Raw genomic sequence first — 18,600 nt, forward strand, 5'->3', positions numbered from 1 at the left:
AAAATTATTTACCCCACATCGCATTAGCCGTGTTCGGGAATGGAAGGGTCAATTCAGGTACTTGATGTACCATGCGATTGGCCCATTCTACCCCTTGCATCATGGAGTGATCCTGATTAGACACTTCATATTTCCAAGCACCAAATCTTCCGCGACTATACACATCATCTTTTTCTAACACAGGTAATACTTGTTTTAAAATTCCATCGCGTTCAATGGATGGAGTAGGGTATCCATAGGCCGTGGAAAAATAAAATTTGGAAATCACCTGCTCCTCTGATTCAATCAAACCATCTTCTAACATTGCTTTGATTGTATCTTCTACCAAAGTGGCACGATTCACCGGCTTCATATCTGATTCACTGACCTCTGCCATTAATGACCATTGATTGGCAGGATCAGGTACGTTATCAGGACTGTAATTAGAAAATACAGTGACACGGTAATACGGACTATTATCCTCAGGGAAATACATCCAACACTTCTTGGCCAATTGTTCTACTGGTTTACCTTTCAATCCAATACCAATCACGTGGGTGCTACTGTGTTTCAGACCTTGAGCAGTTTGAGTCACTTCCAAAGGTAAATCCTTACATTTTTGTGTGAATATATCCAATGGAATCGTACTCATTACTTGTTCGTATTCTATCTGAGTACCGTCTTCTAAGGTAATTTGGTGTTGCTTTAATTTAACTGATTTTACAGTAGAATTTAATCGAAAATATGGTTCACCAATCAATTGACCTACCGCTTTCCAAATAGATCCAGTACCCCCTGATTTAGGAAATTGGAATAGATTATTGGGTCCCCAAGAAAGATCATCCTTTTCAAATATGATATTCTCCACAATTCTTCCTAAATCACTTACTGCCACGCGTTCACCCACCCAATTGGCATTCATCATTTCAGGAGGGTAGGCCCACACTTTGAAATTATATGGAAACATAAATACGTCGGCAATTCCTTGTCCACAAGTATTTAAAATCCAATCTTTAAAATTAGCTAATTTAGGAGAAGGGCCTTTTTTATATAATTCAATAAGACCTTGCAAACATTGCCATTGCTCTTCTTTAGGTAAGTAGCCTAAATTATTTTGGAAAGGGTATGGAACAAAACGATCTCTAATCCAAACCCAAGACTCTCTTTGATGTGTATACCAGCCTTCTTCACCTAAAGCCAATTTCATTAAATCATCAAAATACTGATAATGAGAAAATTGAACGTGACCACCTACATCCCAAGTAAAACCTTGATCATCCACAAAACTTGTTGCTAAACCTCCTACAAAGTTTTCCTTTTCAAGAACAATAAAATCAGTGATTCCTAACTCTTTTAATCGATAAGCTGCACCTAGACCAGTGGGTCCTCCACCTAGGATGACATATTTATATTTCATTTTCCTTGGATAATTTCTTTAACTAAACTGTTTAAATGAACTCTAAAGGCTACTAATTCTTTGAAACTTTGCCAACAAACTTGAAGCAATTTTAAATGACGAATAGACACTTCTCCTGTTTCTCTTTCACGGTGAGTAACTGGAATATTAAATAAATTTTGCCCTGATTTTTTCGCCAAAACAGCTAAAAATATATTGGGAGCAAAAGGAGTATGTGCTGGTAAAGCATGTAACAACTTCTTTAAGAAACTTGTTTTGAATAAACGAAAAGGAATATTGGCATCGTCAATATAGGTGCCATAAATAAACAATAAGGAGAATTTTAAAATTCGAGTAATCACCAAACGAAATGGATCATCGTGCCTTACTTTTCGGAAGCCTAAAATGAATTCGGATTGATTTCTTTTTTCCCAAAAATTACCAAAATCCTTCACATCGAACTGATCATCAGAATCGGTTTGAAAAACATAGGTTGGGTTCATTTCCACAGCCATTTTGTATCCATTAACCACTGCATTACCATGCCCACCGTTTAATTGATGCTTAGCAATCAAATTAGGATAAATCCCAGATATCTCATCTAATATAGCTCCAGTCCGATCTCTCGAACCATCATTAATGATGAGTAATTTGAATTTATCTGGATTCACATAAGTAGAAATTCCATTGATCCAATGTGCCACTACTTGCTGAATACATTCCTCCTCATTGTAAGCAGGTATAACTACCACTAATTCCAAACTCATATTATTTTAATTTATCCTTGAAACTATTTATTGGTTTCTCTATAACAAACCAAGAGATGCTTGCAACAAATAGTAATAAAATCAGGTTGACGAAAAATTTTGATACTATAAAATTAAGGAAATTTGTTTGAAATAGGGGTATATATTTAGAAATAGCCCACCATAAAGTATTTCCTTCTTGATGATAATAATTATAAATAAAATTATGATACAAATATAAACCGTAAGAAATCTTACCCATGTAATCTACCCAAGTAAGGGACAAAAACCGACCAAAAAGATGTTGCCTTTCAGCTACAGCTTCAGCAATTAAAAAAAAGGAGAAAATTGCGGCGACACTACGCTCAACAACAATAAACCAGACATTATCGTAGGTGTATTCCGCTAAGTGGGAAAACCAAAGAACAAGAAAAAAAGAAGCAAGTGTAAGTGGTAATATATACTTGATTTTACTTATTTGCTGGAATGTAGCACGATGATAATGATAGAAATAAGCCAATAAGCCACCTAAACCAAAACTATCGATAGCACTGAAAGGATTAACATAAGACCACATCCATGCCGATTCTTTAAAATCGTGACTGGCCAATAAATAAAAAAACAAACGGGAACAAAAACCTAAGGCTATCATCCAAGGGAATAATTGACCAAAGTACTTTCTAGGTAAAAACAAGATAAAATATGGAAATACTAAATAGTATTGTTCTTCTACTGCCAATGACCAAAGATGATCCCATACACCAATCCACTGCCGATGTAACATGATGTAAAAATCAGGCATATAAAATACTAACCATTTCCAAACTTGGGAAAAAGGTTCTATGCGTAAATAGCCGCCAATCAATAAAATAAGAAAGTAAATAGGGAAAATGCGTAAGGATCTACGCAAGATAAATATTTTGATTTTTTTCCAAGGAGAATGGCCTCTTTCGGCTACGTCATCAGCACTTTGAAATAATATTCGCGTGATCAAAAATCCGCTTAGCACAAAAAATATGACTACTCCTAAATGTCCCAGTGGAAAGGGGATAGTTGGTACCAACCAATGGTCCAATAAAACCAAAAATACCGCTAAAAAGCGAATACCATTTAATTGCGTGAAATATACTGCGTGTTTATCGCTCATTAATCTCCTTGAAGGGTAAACTCCACTCTTCGGTTTAATTTTCTTCTTTCTTCGCTCATATTACTCGCCATCGGTTTTGTTCCTCCCCAGCCTTTAACCCGCACTCGATTCGCACTAATCCCCTTGGAAACGATATATGCTTTAACATTTTCAACCCGTTCAAGAGAGAGTTTCATGTTTTCATTCCAGTCTCCTTGGTTGTCGGTATGTCCTTCTAACAGTATTTTAAAACTAGTATTATCCTTTAGAATTTTAACAATTTTATCCAGTTCTTCATAAGAACTTGAGATTAATTCCGCTTTACTTTGATCAAAGTTAATGTTAGGAATTTGAAATTGCTTATTCAACTGAATAGGAATTATCAATAGGTTCCTTAAAATGCTTTTAAAGTTCCTTTCAGAGCTATAATCAAATTTCTCTACTCGACAGATGTAGCCATCTTTCACGACTTGCATGGTAAAAGCCTTTTTGGCTGGCCACATGAAACTATAATCGCCCAAATAAGGATCATAATCTATCCAAAGGGAGTCAGTACCTGCTACTGATTTAACCAAAATTCTAGCCGCCACAGTTTCTTGAGAATCTTGATTCAAAACCTGACCGGCCATTTGAATCAATGTCAAAGGCTTTGCTTTTTCTGGTATTTTAATTCGATAAATATCTTCAGCTCCCAATGAGTTCTCCACTGAACTAAAATAAGCATAATCTCCTTGTGCAGCTACTGAAAAATATCCATCCCATTGAACTGTATTCACGATAGGACCTAAGTTTTCTGGCTCAGACCAATTCAACCAAGTATCGTCTAAGCGACGGGTTAAAAAGATGTCATTATTTCCATATCCTACATGGCCACTGGATGAAAAATACATTGTAACACCATCAGGAGCTATAAAGGGAGTAGATTCAGATTCTCCCGTATTGACAACCTGACCAATGTTCCTTGGTTCCGTCCAGCTATCATCATTTTTCCAAAAAGACACATAAATATCCTTGCCCCCAAAAGAATCTTTCATCTCCGTAGTCATAACTAAAATTTTACCATTGGGAGCCAAGGAATACTCTGAGAATTCTGATTTATTTTTAAAATTCAATATTTTCAATGCTTTGGGAAAACTCCAATCACCGGTTCGCAACAAAAAGGACATAGAAACACCTTTTTCCATTTGTCCGTCATTTCGATACACGTTGTTCAATAGCATGGTTTTACCATTGGGCGAGATTCCACAAACCGCATTATTTTCATCATTGTTAATAGGTTCAGGAAATAATTCTGCTTTTGACCACGATTTGGTATCCGCTTGCCAATTGGAAACCCAGATATCTTGATTTTTATTCTTCCCCATATTGGAAGGATGCTTCCATCGAGTAAAATAGAGTTTTTTACCGTCAGGACTAATCACAGGACAAATTTCATTGTAAAGCGAATTGATTTCCTTGCCTAAATTCTCCTTAAAAGAATAGGCATTGGCATCCTTGTTCAATTTCAAACTTTCTTCGACGGGAACATCTGAATCCGAAATTCCGATCGCATCAATTTGAGAATATCCTTTGATCCGTTCGGAATTCATAGATATTTTAATGGCGCGTAAAGGAACCGTGGCTGTAGGTAATTTGATACTTGTAATTTGAGCTGATTTTAGGGCATAACCCGGGCTAAACTCCTTTAACAAGATTAATTTATTGTTTTCATCTAATCCATCTACCCGCACAATGGATCCTGCACCATAGTTTTCAAAAATAGCCACTTGCTTGACAGAAGATAAACTATCAAATGAAACGATTATATATTCTCCAGCTGGGTTATCAGGAGTTAGGGATTGCCAGGCACTTGGACTATTACTAAATGTTGGGTATTTACTTGGTTTTCCTAAGATATGTAAGGACCTAAATTCCAAACCTAATAATGGATCAGAATACTCACTTGAAACAGAAATGACTTTATTTGCCCAGCGAACACGCTGTGCAGGCAAGTTAAAAACAAGCAGACAACAGAAAATTCCAAAAATTAAACGGATTTTCAAATTCATGAATGTTAGTTACCTAATTTCACCAAATTGGCTATGGTATCAATGGGATTGGGGGAAGAAAATACGAAATTACCAGCTACTAATACATTTGCACCTGCATGAATTAAATCCCCTGCATTGGAAATGGATACGCCACCATCTATTTCTATTTTAAGCTTTGTCAAACCTTTAGAAGCGGCTAATTCAGCTAATTCCTTTGTCTTTTTGATGGCATTGGGTATAAATTTTTGTCCTCCAAAACCAGGATTTACTGACATGATTAAAACCAAATCAAGATCTGAAATAATATCTTCCAACAAATGAACAGGAGTAGAAGGATTTAATGCCACACCAGCTAAACAACCTAAATCTTTGATTTGTTGAACTGTACGATGCAAATGCGGACAAGTTTCATAATGTACTGTCAATACCTGTGCTCCAGCTTTAGCAAAAGCCTCCAAATATCTTTCTGGCTTTTCAATCATCAAATGCACATCCAATACTTTGGTCGCTCTTTTATTGACGGCCTCTAATACGGGAAAACCAAATGATATATTGGGAACAAACATTCCATCCATTACATCGACATGAATCCATTCAGCCTGAGAGGCATTCAACATGTCGATTTCTGAACCAAGTTCTGCAAAATTAGCAGCTAGAATAGAAGGGGCAATGATTAAACTTTCCATCTTGCAAAGGTATGAAAATTATTGGCTAAGGTTTATTTCTTAGTGCTTTCCGATTAACTTTAAATGTTAAAAATTGATACATGGATGTGAAAATGCGGATGGAAGAATTAATCCATCAAATTAATCAATATAATGAAGCTTACTATCAGCAACATGAAAGCCTTATTTCTGATCAGGAATTTGATGCATTATTGGCTGAACTACAAAAATTAGAAGCCGAAAATCCGCTTTTTGCCATGGCTGATAGTCCTAGCCAACGGGTTGGAGGAACCATCACGAAGCAATTCAAAAGTGTCACCCACCGTTTCCCGATGCTTTCTTTGGGAAATACGTATAATGAACAAGATTTAAGGGATTTTGATGAACGAGTTGCCAAAGCATTGGATGGTGAAAACTATGAATATATCTGTGAACTCAAATTTGATGGAGTTGCCTTATCATTTTGGTATGAAAATGGTAAACTGATCAAAGGTGTAACCCGAGGCGATGGTTCAAGAGGGGATGACATCACGAATAACGTAAAAACGATTAAGGGTTTACCTCTTCGACTAAATTCCAGCATCTTTCCAAGAGAATTTGAACTAAGAGGAGAGGGTTATATGCCCTTGTCGTCTTTTGAGGCAATCAATGAACAAAAAATCAGTCGGGGAGAAGCACCCTTAGCCAATCCTAGAAACGCGGCTTCAGGTACTTTCAAAATGCAAGATTCAGCTGAAGTAGCTCGGAGAAACATGGCATGCTATATCTATGCCATGGTAGGCAATGAGAACCCATTTCAAACTCACGAAGAAAGTTTGGAAGCTTTAACTTTAGCTAAATTCCCTGTATCTCCAACCTGGAAAAAATGTCAAGCCATGGAGGATGTGTTGGCTTACATCCATGATTGGCAAGATAAACGACATGAATTACCATTAAATACCGATGGTATCGTAATTAAAATCAATGATTATGCTCAACAGGAACGACTAGGATTTACTGCTAAATCACCTCGATGGGCCATTGCGTATAAATATCCATCAGAAATCGCTGAAACAGAGATTGAAAGTATCAGTTATCAAGTAGGAAGAACGGGAAATGTAACACCCGTGGCAAATCTAAAACCTGTTTATTTAGCCGGAACAGTCATCAAACGAGCCTCTGTGCACAACGCAAATGAAATGGAGCGATTGGACCTGAGAGAAAATGACACGGTATTTATTGAAAAAGGAGGTGAAATCATTCCCAAAATCACTTCCGTAAATTTGGCTAAACGAAAAGGAGATTCACCTAAATTTCTTTTCCCAAACGAATGCCCAGCCTGTGGGACTATTTTGGTCCGCCAGGAGGGGGAAGCCAACCACTATTGTTTGAATGATAAACATTGCCCTCCACAGATTAAGGGAAAAATAGAGCATTTTATTCAGAGAAAGGCGCTTAATATTGAAAACTTAGGAGTAGAGACCATCGACTTGTTGGTGGAAAAAGGGATTATTCACTACCTAGCTGATCTTTATGATTTACAAGCTTGTCATTTTGAAGGATTGGAAGGATTTCAAAGCAAATCCATTTCCAACATTTTAACTTCCATCGAAAAATCAAAAACTATACCATTTAGGCAAGTACTCTTTGGATTAGGAATACGCCATGTGGGGGCCACGATTGCAGAAAAATTGGTCTTACAATTTCATTCCATGGAAAACCTAAAATTAGCCACCTTGGAAGCTTTGATTGCTGTACCCGAAATTGGAGAGAGAATTGCACATAGTTTAAGAGAATATTTGGATGATCCAGATAATATTGAGCAAATTGAACGTTTAAAGCATGCCGGAGTTCAGTTATCCGAAGAAATTCAAGAAATAGTTTTAGAGGGAGAAGCCTTGGTCGGAAAAAGTTTTGTAATTTCGGGCGTGTTTAAAAACTTCGAAAGAGAAGAATTAAAAGACAAAATTATTGCCAATGGAGGTAAGGTTGTATCCAGTATTTCATCTAAACTTGATTATTTAGTAGCGGGTGAAAATATGGGGCCTGCCAAATTAGAAAAGGCAAATTCATTATCTATAAAAATTATCACAGAGGATGAGTTTTTAGCTCTCCTACACTAGCTCATGCATACATTACCAAAATTTCACGGGGTAGCACCAGCCCTAATTACCCCCATGCTTTCTGATCGAACGATAGATTGGAAGGCCTTAGGAAACCTTATTCAGTACGTAACAAGTGGTGGTGTCGATTATTTAGTGGTACAAGGAACCACGGGGGAATCTGTAACTACAAGTGCTGATGAAAAGAAGAAAATCATTGCCACAGTTCAGGAAGCTAATACTAAAAACTTACCCATTGTTTATGGTTTAGGTGGAAACCATACTGAAAATTTAATGGCCCAAATCAAGCAAACCTCCTTTGATGGTATTGATGCCATACTTTCGGTTTGTCCCTATTATAATAAACCTAGTGCCCGTGGGGTTATCCAACATTACCGTGCAGTAGCAGATACTAGTCCAGTTCCTGTTATTTTGTATAATATCCCGGGAAGAACAGGTATTAATTTGTCTCCAGAAACGATTTTGACATTAGCGGAACATCCTAATATCATTGGCGTAAAAGAGGCTTCTTGTGTCATTGAACAATGTATGGAGATAGCCGCACATAAACCTGCCAATTTCCTGTTGATTTCAGGAGATGATGTTCAAGCTGTACCCATTATTTCTGTGGGTGGAGTAGGTGTCATGTCAGTGATTGCCAATGCATTTCCTCAACAATTCACCCAAATGATTCATGCTGCTTTAGCTGGTGATTTTGCTGAAGCTAGAAAATCATTGGGAAGTTTCTTAGCTATTGATCCATATCTATATGAAGAAGGCAACCCCGTGGGTGTGAAAAAGATTTTAGCATTGAAAGGGATGATTCAAGCACAGGTTAGAATGCCTTTAGCCGAAGCATCCGAAGAATTGGGCGTAAAATTGAACCGTATTATTCAACAAGAAAACTTATCTAATTAATAACATGTTTGTTCACATCGTAAATTTTTGGTTAAAAAAAGGCCTTAGCGAAGAAGAAATTCAACAATTTGAAGCAGGAGTATTATCCTTAGGAAAGGTTGAAACAGTGAAAGATTTCCATGTAGGTAAACCTGCTAATACTGATCGACCAGTCATAGATCGTTCATACGATTATTGTTTATTAACCACTTTTGTAGATGAAGCTGGACATGATTATTATCAAACAGCTCCTATCCATTTAGAATTCATCAAAAACTGTGCCCAATATTGGGACAGAGTATTAATTTATGACTCAGAAAGCATTTAAAGTACTAAGTTTCGGATGTTTGTTATTGTTGGCTTCATGTTCTAAAAACGTGAAACCTTCAACCTATTATTCTCCCAATTTTAAGGATGGAGGTGTGGATAGGCATGATGGTTTAGGATTTGAGATTCCTGTAAAATATGCCATAGATGTATTTTATTTCAATGAAAGTCCGAAGCAATCCTACGAAGTCATTGAAAGTATCAGCATATCAGGAGAAGTTCCTTTGGAAAACAATCAAACTGTCAATGGAAAAATGCTTAACCGAGGAAATCATCAAACCAAAAAACAAGAAATCTTGAGTCAATTGGTAGAAAAAGCCACAGAAATGGGCGCTAGTGCCTTGATGGATGTTAAATATCAAGTTTATAGCACCCAATATGCCAATGGCTATACATTTAGCGGAAAAGCGATTCGTTACGTGTTGAAATAATTCGATAAAGAGCCAAATTTGAAATCAAGGGTTGTGCTCGATACTCATCTAAAATAATGCGAATTTGCTTTACCTTTCTTTCTGGGAAGGTAAGCATCCGCTTATTTCCTATGGTTTTGGCTTTAATTTGCCATTTTTCTCCATTCTCAGATTCTATTTCTACAGTAAAGGATTTGATTCTTTGCCCTAAGGCAATGGGTTCTTGAAGCATCAAGGTATTTGAGAGTACAGGTTTAGCTAATTGTATTTGAATGCTTGGCTGTGTATCAAGAAGGTTTGCAGCCCAAGCGCTGGCTGGGTTTACATCCAATAAATTTTTGACAGAGTAAGTTGAATTGTACATTGAACTTACTTGAATCTTAAATGTACTGGGATTCAATAGATTGATTAAGCTTTTCTTTCTCAAATCTGCAAAACCCATCATAGAAGCGGAGTCATTTGGATGTATCAAACCTCGCGTATCTACTGGAATATTGAGCAGTAAATTGGCGTTTCGACCCACAGAAGCCACATAAATCTTCATTAGAGAGTCGGGGCTTTTTACTCGATTATCCTCTTTTGGATGATAATACCAACCTGGACGAATGGACACATCCACTTCGGGGGCTACCCAATGTGTTCCGTTTTCTTGCCCATTTTTATAGGTATCAAATTTAGGATATCCAGGATAAATTTCTTCTCGATTGATAGGGCTCCAAGAAGTTTCATAGTTGTAGCCACGTTCATTTCCTACCCAACGTATATCGGGTCCATTATCAGAAAACTGCACAGCGTTGGGTTGATATTTATTAACCATAGCATGGAATAAGGGCCAATCATAAATCTGTTTCTTTCCATTTGGACCTTCTCCATTAGCTCCATCGTACCAAAATTCAAAAATAGGACCATATTGAGTTAATAATTCCTTTTGCATTTCGGCATAAATCTTATTGTATTCATCGGTCCCATAAGCTGGATGAAAACGATCCCAAGGAGAAAGATAGATGCCCAATTTTAAACCATATTCTTTACAGGCTTGTGCCAATTCTTTGACAACATCACCTTGAGCATTTTTCCAGGGAGATTTTGCTACTGAATGTGTTGTGAATTTGGAAGGATACAAAGCAAATCCATCATGGTGTTTGGCCGTTAAAATCAAGCCTTTCATTCCTGCAGCTTTGGCAATCCTTGCCCATTGACGACAATCTAAAGCACTGGGATTAAAATTCAAAGGCGACTCTTTTCCTTCTCCCCATTCTACATTCGTAAATGTATTCATATTAAAATGGACAAATCCATAATACTCCAAAGCTTGCCATTGAATTTGTTTCTTTGATGGGAGTGGAGCTAATGGGCTAATCTGCTGGGCAAATGTCACAAAAATCGAAGTGAAAAAAAGAGCCGAAAAAAGTAGTAAACGCTGGTAGGTAATTTTAACCATGTAGATTATTAAATTTAAAAGAAAGGAGGAACAACGAATTAAAGTATTATAAGAAATTTCAGAGAAAAACCTGATTTCAGGATTTTTTGAATTTTGATTGAACTATTTTAACATTTAACATAAGAATAATTAGTAAAAAACTAAAATTAATAAAAAAAAGCAGGTAAATTAAAGCTGTTAAACACTTTTAACATAAAGTCTCTATATGGCCTTACCCATAAACTCAGAAGAACAATTAGAACTTCGTCAAAGCAAGGACAATACTAATTATTTACTTCCTTTTATTTTAGTAACCAGTCTATTTTTTCTTTGGGGATTAGCCAATAGCTTGAATGGAACCTTAGTTAAACAATTTCAAACTGCCTTAGATTTACAAAGATGGCAAGCTAATATTGTTGAGACAGCCTTTTACATGGGCTATTTTGTCATGGCGATTCCTGCAGGAATGGTCATGCGAAAATTGGGATATAAAATGGGCATATTGATGGGCCTTATCTTATATTCTGCTGGAGCATTTTTATTTTATCCAGCCGCGGCGGTTAGGCAATACAGTTTTTTCTTAGGGGCATTATTTTTGATAGCTAGTGGAATCGCATTTCTTGAAACCGCAGCTAATTTATACGTAACCGTGCTTGGTGACCCCAAGAAAGGAGATTTTCGCCTAAATTTAGCTCAATCTTTCAATGGAGTTAGTACGATATTAGGCCCTGTGATCGGTGGATTATTCATTTTTTCGGATCAGGAATATTCGCGTGATATGATTCAAGCCTTACCAACCGCTGAAGCCGAAGCGATACGTGTAAGTCAAGCAGAATCTGTCCAAGTCCCTTATTTAATCATAGGATTAGTCGTAGCCTTTGTTGCTATTTTATTTGCCGTTACTAAAATGCCCGAGGTCAAAGCTGTGGGTGAAAGTAAATCAAGCGGTAATAAGATTACCATAGCAAGTCTACTAAAAAACAAGCATTTACGATTAGGCGTCATTGCCCAATTTTGTAATATTGGAGCACAAGTTTCGCTGTGGGGAAATTTTGTCGATTTCAAATTAGACTTTGCTCGAGATTCAAACTTATGGATTGTGGAACAAATTTACCAGACAACGGAAACGATGACTGCTACGCAAATTGCTAGTTTTCATGCCTCATTTGCCTTTATTTTATTTATGATAGGTCGATTCATTGGGACCTATTTTATGGGCAAATATGAATCTAACCGAGTATTGGGAATTTATGCCATTGGTTCAGTGCTTTCCATCATCATTGCCATGTTAGGAGGAGGAATCTTAGCAGTTATTGCATTAATGATGGTATATTTTTTCCAATCCATTATGTTTCCTACTATCTTTGCATTAGCATGTAAAGATTTGGGAGAAGGTTCAAAATTAGCTTCATCCTTACTTATTATGTCCATCGTAGGTGGAGCTATTATTCCACCATTTACGGCTTACCTATTTAAAATAGGACCATCACTGGCATTGGGCATACCTTTAATTTGCTTTGTGTTTATTGTATATTACGCTTACCAAGGATTTAAAATCCAAAAAGTTTAGGATTATGCAACGTTTTATGCTGATACTAGACTTGAAAAATGAATCTAAACTTATTCAAACCTATGAAAACTATCATCAAAACATCTCCGCCGAAATCGCGGAAAGCATTCGCGCATCTGGAATTGAATCCATGGAAATTTTTCGGTTTGAAAACCGACTAGTCATGGAAATTGTCGCCCATGACAGTTTCAGTTTTGAGGAAAAAAGCAAGCTTGACGAATCAAACGAAATGGTTCAAGCATGGGAACAACTCATGAGTCAATTTCAGCAAGTGATACCCGGTACTCCAGATGGAGTTAAATGGGTATTAACTAAACAAATTTTTAAACTATAATATAAAACTATTTTAATGTCCCGTTCTTACTTACAAATACACCCCTTAGATAATTTACTTGTTGCCCTAAAAGATTTAAAAGCTGGTACTCTAATACAACATCAAGGTCAGGAAATTACATTGAAGGACGATATTGCTGCTAAACACAAATTTAGTACGATGGATATTCCTAAAGGAAATACTGCCACGATGTATGGTGTTTTAGTAGGAGTGGCTACTCAAAATATTTCCAAAGGTGGATTAATACATACCTTTAATTTACATCATGCTTCACAAGATTTTTTAGGTAAACAAAAAGAGTATACATGGGAAGCGCCCAACGTGGATAAGTGGAAAAACACCACTTTTAAGGGATACCAAAGACCTGATGGTCAGGTCGGTACCCAAAATTATTGGTTGGTTATTCCCTTGGTATTTTGTGAAAATCGAAATATTGAATTACTCAAAAATGCCTTTATCAAAGGTTTAGGATTTCAAAAAAATGATCCATTCACAGACCAGGTCATTGAATTGAAAAGACAATTAGAAAGTGGTAAAGAATTAAAAGCTCATGAAATAAAAGGCACTTTTAAAGGGGAATTACTACAGAAATCGGATTCTTTCCCAAACGTGGATGGGATTAAATTTTTACGCCACGAAAGTGGATGTGGAGAAAGCAAAGATGATTCTGACATGCTATGTGCTTTACTAGCGGGCTATTGTGTCAATCCCAATGTAGGGGGCATTTCAATATTAAGTTTAGGCTGCCAACATTCTCAAATTGAGACGTTTAAAAATAGTCTAAAGGCAATTGATCCTGACTTTTCTAAACCTATTCATTTCTTTGAGCAACAGCAAGATGAAGGCAGTGGAGTGGAACATTTACTAAGTGATGTCATCTTAAAAACATTCCAAGGTCTGGTAGAGATCAATAAAATCGGTAGAACAGAAGCACCACTTTCTAAATTACGTTTAGGGGTTAAATGTGGTGGATCTGACGGATTCTCTGGGATCTCTGCCAATCCAGCCATTGGACATACCGCAGATTTATTGGTGGCCTTGGGTGGTACGGTCATGATCGCTGAATTTCCAGAATTATGCGGTGTAGAACAAGAATTACAAAACAGATCGATCAATACAACAGTTGCAGACAATTTTGGCAAATTAATGCGCGAATATGCTAGAAGAGCCGAAGCTGTGGGGGCGGGATTTGATATGAACCCCTCACCAGGTAATATTAAAGATGGATTGATCACTGATGCCATTAAATCTGCTGGAGCTGCTAAAAAAGCAGGAACTTCTCCCATTGTAGATGCATTAGGTTATGGTCAATATGCGATAAAAAGTGGTTTAAATTTAGTTTGTACACCTGGAAATGATGTATTAGCCACCACAGGTATGGCTGGAGCTGGTGCCACTGTTCAATTATTTACAACAGGTTTAGGAACTCCAACAGGAAATCCGATCAGCCCCATGGTCAAACTATCTACCAATACACGTTTGGCTGAAAAACTTCCAGAAATTATTGATATTGATTGCGGTCCCATTATTTCAGGTGAAAAAACCGTAGAAGAAATGGGTGAAGAAATATTAGATTATGTGATTCGTTTAGCATCAGGGGAAATCAATACCAAAGCCATGGAGCTTGGACAAGATGATTTCATGTTCTGGAGAAGGGGAGTATCTTTATAATTTTGTCCTATGTTATTTTCATTAAAAAATAAAAAAGCAGTCATTACAGGTGGTGGATCCGGAATCGGAAAAGCCATATCATTACTATTCGCCAAACAAGGCGCTGAGGTACATTTGATTGATTTAGAAAATGCTTCTTCCCGTGAAACGGAAAGAGAATTAAAACTTATTTCATCTAAATCCCAACTTCATATCATTAACATTACCCAGCTAGATGACGTGAATAAACTGGCTTCTGAATTAGGAAACATAGACATCCTGATCAATAATGCAGGAATAGCTCAAATTGGGAATATTGAAAATACTAGCTCTGAGGGTTTTCAGGCCATTTTTGATGTCAATGTAAAAGGTGCATTTCATTGTATGCAGGCCTTTATTCCAGGCATGTTACAGCATTCGAAAGGGGTTATTGTGAATATGGCATCGGTGGCGGCTTCTGTAGGTATTCCCGACCGTTTTGGATATTCCATGACCAAAGGTGCCATACGCTCCATGACTCAATCCGTAGCCAAAGATTATGTACAGCAAGGCATTCGCTGCAATTGCATTTCTCCTGGTAGAGTTCATACTCCATTCGTCGATGGATTTATCGCCAAAAATTATCCAGATAAAAAAGAAGAAATGTTTGCCAAATTATCAGCAACACAACCCATTGGTCGGATGGCACAACCTGAAGAAATTGCCTATTTAGCTTTATATTTATGTTCCGATGAAGCCTCATTCATCACAGGTTGTGATTATCCTATCGATGGAGGTTTTACTTATTTAAACAATTAATAAATCTCATGAAAAGCAAGTTAATTATATTCATTGTCCTACTTTTGGCTTCATTAAGCTCATTTTCACCCGCAGATCCTATCAAGATTGTATTCTTTGGTGATTCCATTACCCAAGCTGGGGTTTCAAAAACTGGCTATATTACTCAAATGCAAGGAATGTTGGCTGCGCAAGGTATTGGTGACAAATATGAATTAATAGGAGCGGGTATAGGAGGTAATAAAATTTATGATTTATACTTACGTCATGAAGATGATTTATTAGCCAAAAAACCTAACATCACGGTCATTTACATCGGAATTAACGATGTTTGGCATAAAACATCCTCCAGAACAGGCACTGATGCTGATAAGTTTGAACGTTTTTACAATGCTTTAATCAAGAAAATACAATCAGCTGGTAGTCAGGTTGTTATTTGTACACCAACCGTCATTGGAGAACGCTTTGATGCAACAAACGAAAATGATGGAGATCTAAATCGTTATTCAGATATCATTCGCCGGATTGCAAAAAATAATAATTGTGCCTTGATTGATTTACGAAAAGCTTTTTTAAGCTTTGAGCAAAACAATAATCCAGAAAATAAAGAATCTGGTATTTTAACCAGCGACCGTGTACATTTGAATGAAGCAGGAAATAAATTTCTTGCTGAAACCATGTGGTCAGTTTTAAAAGACATCAAATAATACCCAAATTCAATACATAACATGAAATTAGTTCGTTTAGGAGCCATAAATAACGAAAAACCTGCGGTTTTAATCGACGGCAAATACTTCGATGTAAGTACCTATTTTCAAGATTTTAATGAAGCGTTTTTTGAGCAAGGAGGACTTGAAAAATTAGCAGATATCGTCAAAAACGAAATATTAGAAGAGGTTAGTAAACCAGAAAGAATTGGTTCTTGCGTGGCTCGTCCATCCAAAATCATTTGTGTAGGATTAAATTATGCTGACCATGCCAAAGAAACTGGGGCAGCCATTCCTACAGAACCCATCTTGTTCTTCAAAAGTACATCGGCTTTAAGTGGGCCTTATGATGATGTCATAATTCCTAAAAACTCCGTTAAGACGGATTGGGAAGTAGAATTTGCGATAGTAATCGGTAAAAAAGCTTCTTATGTTAGTGAAGAGCAGGCTTACGATTATATCGCTGGTTATTGCTTACATAATGATATTTCTGAAAGAGAGTTCCAGTTAGAAAGAGGAGGAAACTGGTCCAAAGGTAAAGGATGTGATACATTTGCCCCACTAGGACCATTTTTAGCCACCAAAGACGAAATTCAAGATGTTCACAACCTAAACATGTGGTTGGATATTAATGGGAAGCGTTTTCAAACCAGTAATACAAAGCAATTGATTTTTAACGTGGCTCAAATTGTTTCTTACATTTCTCAATTCATGACCTTATTGCCTGGTGATGTGATTTCTACAGGAACACCGCATGGAGTAGGACTGGGTTTAAATCCTCCTGTGTTTTTAAAAGCAGGAGATATCATGACTCTAGGAATGGATGGATTAGGTGAGCAAAAGCAAAAGGCCATTGCCTACACAGTTTAGTATGATTGATGCACATCAACATTTTTGGAATTATCAGCCGGAGCGAGACACTTGGATTACCGATGATATGTCCAAAATTCAAACTGATTTTTATCCAAATGAAAGTCAGGTAATATTTGAAAAAAATGGGGTACAGGGCTGCATAGCAGTTCAGGCGGACTCTTCCGAAGAAGAAACGCTATTTTTGTTGGCTTTGGCAGAGCAAAATGACTTTATCAAAGGCGTGGTGGGGTGGACTGACTTGCAAAATGAGCACCTAGAAAGACGACTAGAGTATTTTTCTCAATTTGAAAAATGTGTAGGTTTCCGTCATGTGATTCAGGGAGAAAAAGACCCACTGTTCTTTCAAAGGCCAAATTTCATACAAGGAGTGAAGCAATTAGCTGCTTTTGATTACACGTACGATATCTTAATTTACCCACATCAATTAAAAGAAAGTGTAGTTTTTGCTCAAAAAGTAGATGGTCAAAAACTAATAGTAGATCATTTAGCTAAGCCTCCCTATAAATCAAACGATTTAACAAATTGGAAGAAGAACATGCAAGGATTTAAAGAACTTGAGCATGTTTCTGCCAAAATTTCAGGACTAGTAACTGAGGCTGATTGGAAAAATTGGACAAAAGATGAGATCAAAGAAACAATCGATGTGGCCTTGGAGGTTTTTGGTCCAAAAAGATTATTATTTGGTTCAGATTACCCAGTAGTATTAGTGGCTTCAACCTTAGAAAAATGGTTGGAAGTCTTTCATGAAAGTATAGCTAGCTTATCTGCTAATGAACAAGCCGATATCAAATTGAATAATTGTTTAGCGTTTTATCAAGTAGAACTATAATGAACCTAGGACTTAAAGAAAAGGTCATCATCGTAACTGGTGGTGCCAAAGGAATTGGAGAAGGAATTAGTCAATCATTGGCTTTAGAATCAGCCATGGTGGCTATTGTGGGAAGGAATAAAGAAGATAATGAAAAGGCAATCGCCAAGATTCAAGCTACCGGTGGACATGCTTTCTCATTTGTAGCAGAATTAAGTCGACCTGAAGAATGTGAACGCGTGGTCAAGGAAGTCTATCAATTTTTTGGTAAAATTGATGGCTTAGTGAATAATGCTGGAATTAACGATGGGGTAGGATTGGCTTCTGGAACCTATGAAAAATTCATGCAGTCGTTACATTCCAATTTGATTCATTATTATATGATGGCCAAAGCCTGCTTACCGCATTTAATTCAATCGAAAGGAGCAATTGTTAATATTGGTTCTAAAGTGGCTGAAACGGGTCAGGGTGGTACTTCTGCCTATGCCGCAGCCAATGGAGGAAGAAATGCGCTAACCCGAGAATGGGCAGTTGAGTTATTGAAAGAAGGTGTTCGAGTGAATGCCGTTATTGTAGCGGAATGCTATACTCCTTTGTACGACAGATGGTTAAAAACCCTTCCTAATCCAGAAGAAACCTTGACTTCTATCACCGAAAAAATACCATTAGGAAAGCGAATGACCACTCCTGAAGAATTAGGGGATATGGTTACTTTTTTGATGTCAAAAAAATCAAGTCATACGACGGGTCAATTAATCCATGTAGACGGTGGTTATACGCATTTAGATCGTGCATTGATATAAG

At 37.0% G+C, this 18,600-nt stretch carries 18 protein-coding genes; 12 read left to right on the plus strand and 6 right to left on the minus strand.

The features are described 5' to 3' along the window. Positions 1–4: 4 nt before the first annotated feature. The 5 genes from U0R11_RS05145 to rpe are packed head-to-tail and all read right to left on the minus strand — an operon-like array spanning position 5 to position 5,963. Positions 5–1,396 carry a protoporphyrinogen/coproporphyrinogen oxidase gene (locus tag U0R11_RS05145; RefSeq protein WP_406750280.1) on the minus strand — a complete coding sequence of 464 codons (1,392 nt, stop codon included), beginning with the start codon at positions 1,394–1,396 and terminating at the stop codon, positions 5–7. Then, entirely contained in the window at positions 1,393–2,142 is a 750-nt protein-coding gene (locus tag U0R11_RS05150; RefSeq protein WP_406750282.1) for a glycosyltransferase family 2 protein, read from the minus strand. Before U0R11_RS05150 ends, U0R11_RS05145 begins: the two co-directional genes overlap by 4 nt. Position 2,143: 1 nt before the next feature. Then, entirely contained in the window at positions 2,144–3,268 is a 1,125-nt protein-coding gene (locus tag U0R11_RS05155; RefSeq protein WP_406750284.1) for an acyltransferase family protein, read from the minus strand. Next, positions 3,268–5,295 carry an OmpA family protein gene (locus U0R11_RS05160; RefSeq protein ID WP_406750286.1) on the minus strand — a complete coding sequence of 676 codons (2,028 nt, stop codon included), beginning with the start codon at positions 5,293–5,295 and terminating at the stop codon, positions 3,268–3,270. The genes U0R11_RS05155 and U0R11_RS05160 overlap by 1 nt, the downstream gene beginning before the upstream one ends. Positions 5,296–5,300: 5 nt before the next feature. Beyond that, on the minus strand, positions 5,301–5,963 hold the full coding sequence (gene rpe, locus U0R11_RS05165; protein WP_406750288.1) for a ribulose-phosphate 3-epimerase: 663 nt from the start codon (positions 5,961–5,963) through the stop codon (positions 5,301–5,303). Positions 5,964–6,043: 80 nt separating this feature from the next. On the opposite strand from rpe, the gene ligA reads away from it, so the two are divergent. The 4 genes from ligA to U0R11_RS05185 are packed head-to-tail and all read left to right on the plus strand — an operon-like array spanning position 6,044 to position 9,678. Continuing rightward, positions 6,044–8,044 (plus strand): NAD-dependent DNA ligase LigA, encoded by a 2,001-nt coding sequence (ligA, locus tag U0R11_RS05170; protein ID WP_406750290.1) that lies wholly within the window; start codon positions 6,044–6,046, stop codon positions 8,042–8,044. A gap of 3 nt (positions 8,045–8,047) precedes the next feature. Beyond that, on the plus strand, positions 8,048–8,941 hold the full coding sequence (gene dapA / locus U0R11_RS05175; protein WP_406750292.1) for a 4-hydroxy-tetrahydrodipicolinate synthase: 894 nt from the start codon (positions 8,048–8,050) through the stop codon (positions 8,939–8,941). A 4-nt stretch (positions 8,942–8,945) separates the two neighbouring features. Next, on the plus strand, positions 8,946–9,248 hold the full coding sequence (locus U0R11_RS05180; protein WP_406750293.1) for a Dabb family protein: 303 nt from the start codon (positions 8,946–8,948) through the stop codon (positions 9,246–9,248). Further along, positions 9,229–9,678, plus strand: a complete 450-nt coding sequence (locus U0R11_RS05185) for a hypothetical protein (protein ID WP_166374035.1) — start codon at positions 9,229–9,231, stop codon at positions 9,676–9,678. Before U0R11_RS05180 ends, U0R11_RS05185 begins: the two co-directional genes overlap by 20 nt. On the opposite strand, the gene U0R11_RS05190 is transcribed toward U0R11_RS05185, so the two are convergent. Next, positions 9,644–11,098 (minus strand): alpha-L-fucosidase, encoded by a 1,455-nt coding sequence (locus U0R11_RS05190; protein ID WP_406750295.1) that lies wholly within the window; start codon positions 11,096–11,098, stop codon positions 9,644–9,646. The two genes, U0R11_RS05185 and U0R11_RS05190, sit on opposite strands and share 35 nt — an antisense overlap. A 205-nt stretch (positions 11,099–11,303) precedes the next feature. Here U0R11_RS05190 and fucP point away from each other — a divergent pair, with 205 nt between their 5' ends. Genes fucP through U0R11_RS05230 form a run of 8 tightly spaced genes read left to right on the plus strand, consistent with a single transcriptional unit; the run spans position 11,304 to position 18,599 of the window. Next, the gene (gene fucP, locus U0R11_RS05195; RefSeq protein ID WP_406750297.1) at positions 11,304–12,647 is read left to right on the plus strand and encodes an L-fucose:H+ symporter permease; all 1,344 of its coding nucleotides are present in this window, start codon (positions 11,304–11,306) and stop codon (positions 12,645–12,647) included. 16 nt (positions 12,648–12,663) lie between these two features. Continuing rightward, a complete protein-coding gene (locus U0R11_RS05200) occupies positions 12,664–12,981 on the plus strand; it encodes an L-rhamnose mutarotase (protein ID WP_406750299.1) in 318 nt (105 codons plus the stop codon). 15 nt (positions 12,982–12,996) lie between these two features. Further along, complete coding sequence (locus tag U0R11_RS05205) at positions 12,997–14,652, plus strand: UxaA family hydrolase (protein WP_406750301.1); 1,656 nt, start codon at positions 12,997–12,999, stop codon at positions 14,650–14,652. Between the two features lie 9 nt (positions 14,653–14,661). Then, entirely contained in the window at positions 14,662–15,429 is a 768-nt protein-coding gene (locus tag U0R11_RS05210) for an SDR family NAD(P)-dependent oxidoreductase (protein WP_406750303.1), read from the plus strand. 8 nt (positions 15,430–15,437) lie between these two features. Next, positions 15,438–16,115, plus strand: coding sequence for an SGNH/GDSL hydrolase family protein (locus tag U0R11_RS05215; protein WP_406750305.1), 678 nt, complete (start codon positions 15,438–15,440; stop codon positions 16,113–16,115). A 21-nt stretch (positions 16,116–16,136) separates the two neighbouring features. Continuing rightward, positions 16,137–16,985, plus strand: a complete 849-nt coding sequence (locus U0R11_RS05220) for a fumarylacetoacetate hydrolase family protein (RefSeq protein WP_406750307.1) — start codon at positions 16,137–16,139, stop codon at positions 16,983–16,985. Position 16,986: 1 nt separating this feature from the next. Further along, entirely contained in the window at positions 16,987–17,817 is an 831-nt protein-coding gene (locus tag U0R11_RS05225; RefSeq protein ID WP_406750309.1) for an amidohydrolase family protein, read from the plus strand. Then, positions 17,817–18,599 carry an L-fucose dehydrogenase gene (locus tag U0R11_RS05230; protein ID WP_406750310.1) on the plus strand — a complete coding sequence of 261 codons (783 nt, stop codon included), beginning with the start codon at positions 17,817–17,819 and terminating at the stop codon, positions 18,597–18,599. Before U0R11_RS05225 ends, U0R11_RS05230 begins: the two co-directional genes overlap by 1 nt. Position 18,600 lies beyond the last annotated feature (1 nt).

The sequence above is a fragment of the Aquirufa salirivi genome, from assembly GCF_045310485.1.
GTDB lineage: Bacteria > Bacteroidota > Bacteroidia > Cytophagales > Spirosomataceae > Aquirufa > Aquirufa salirivi.

Coding starts and splice junctions, on each gene's coding strand:
- U0R11_RS05145 (WP_406750280.1), bottom strand. CDS start 1,396: ATGAAATATAAATATGTCATCCTAGGTGGAGGACCCACTGGTCTAGGT.
- U0R11_RS05150 (WP_406750282.1), bottom strand. CDS start 2,142: ATGAGTTTGGAATTAGTGGTAGTTATACCTGCTTACAATGAGGAGGAA.
- U0R11_RS05155 (WP_406750284.1), bottom strand. CDS start 3,268: ATGAGCGATAAACACGCAGTATATTTCACGCAATTAAATGGTATTCGC.
- U0R11_RS05160 (WP_406750286.1), bottom strand. CDS start 5,295: ATGAATTTGAAAATCCGTTTAATTTTTGGAATTTTCTGTTGTCTGCTT.
- rpe (WP_406750288.1), bottom strand. CDS start 5,963: ATGGAAAGTTTAATCATTGCCCCTTCTATTCTAGCTGCTAATTTTGCA.
- ligA (WP_406750290.1), top strand. CDS start 6,044: ATGGATGTGAAAATGCGGATGGAAGAATTAATCCATCAAATTAATCAA.
- dapA (WP_406750292.1), top strand. CDS start 8,048: ATGCATACATTACCAAAATTTCACGGGGTAGCACCAGCCCTAATTACC.
- U0R11_RS05180 (WP_406750293.1), top strand. CDS start 8,946: ATGTTTGTTCACATCGTAAATTTTTGGTTAAAAAAAGGCCTTAGCGAA.
- U0R11_RS05185 (WP_166374035.1), top strand. CDS start 9,229: ATGACTCAGAAAGCATTTAAAGTACTAAGTTTCGGATGTTTGTTATTG.
- U0R11_RS05190 (WP_406750295.1), bottom strand. CDS start 11,098: ATGGTTAAAATTACCTACCAGCGTTTACTACTTTTTTCGGCTCTTTTT.
- fucP (WP_406750297.1), top strand. CDS start 11,304: ATGGCCTTACCCATAAACTCAGAAGAACAATTAGAACTTCGTCAAAGC.
- U0R11_RS05200 (WP_406750299.1), top strand. CDS start 12,664: ATGCTGATACTAGACTTGAAAAATGAATCTAAACTTATTCAAACCTAT.
- U0R11_RS05205 (WP_406750301.1), top strand. CDS start 12,997: ATGTCCCGTTCTTACTTACAAATACACCCCTTAGATAATTTACTTGTT.
- U0R11_RS05210 (WP_406750303.1), top strand. CDS start 14,662: ATGTTATTTTCATTAAAAAATAAAAAAGCAGTCATTACAGGTGGTGGA.
- U0R11_RS05215 (WP_406750305.1), top strand. CDS start 15,438: ATGAAAAGCAAGTTAATTATATTCATTGTCCTACTTTTGGCTTCATTA.
- U0R11_RS05220 (WP_406750307.1), top strand. CDS start 16,137: ATGAAATTAGTTCGTTTAGGAGCCATAAATAACGAAAAACCTGCGGTT.
- U0R11_RS05225 (WP_406750309.1), top strand. CDS start 16,987: ATGATTGATGCACATCAACATTTTTGGAATTATCAGCCGGAGCGAGAC.
- U0R11_RS05230 (WP_406750310.1), top strand. CDS start 17,817: ATGAACCTAGGACTTAAAGAAAAGGTCATCATCGTAACTGGTGGTGCC.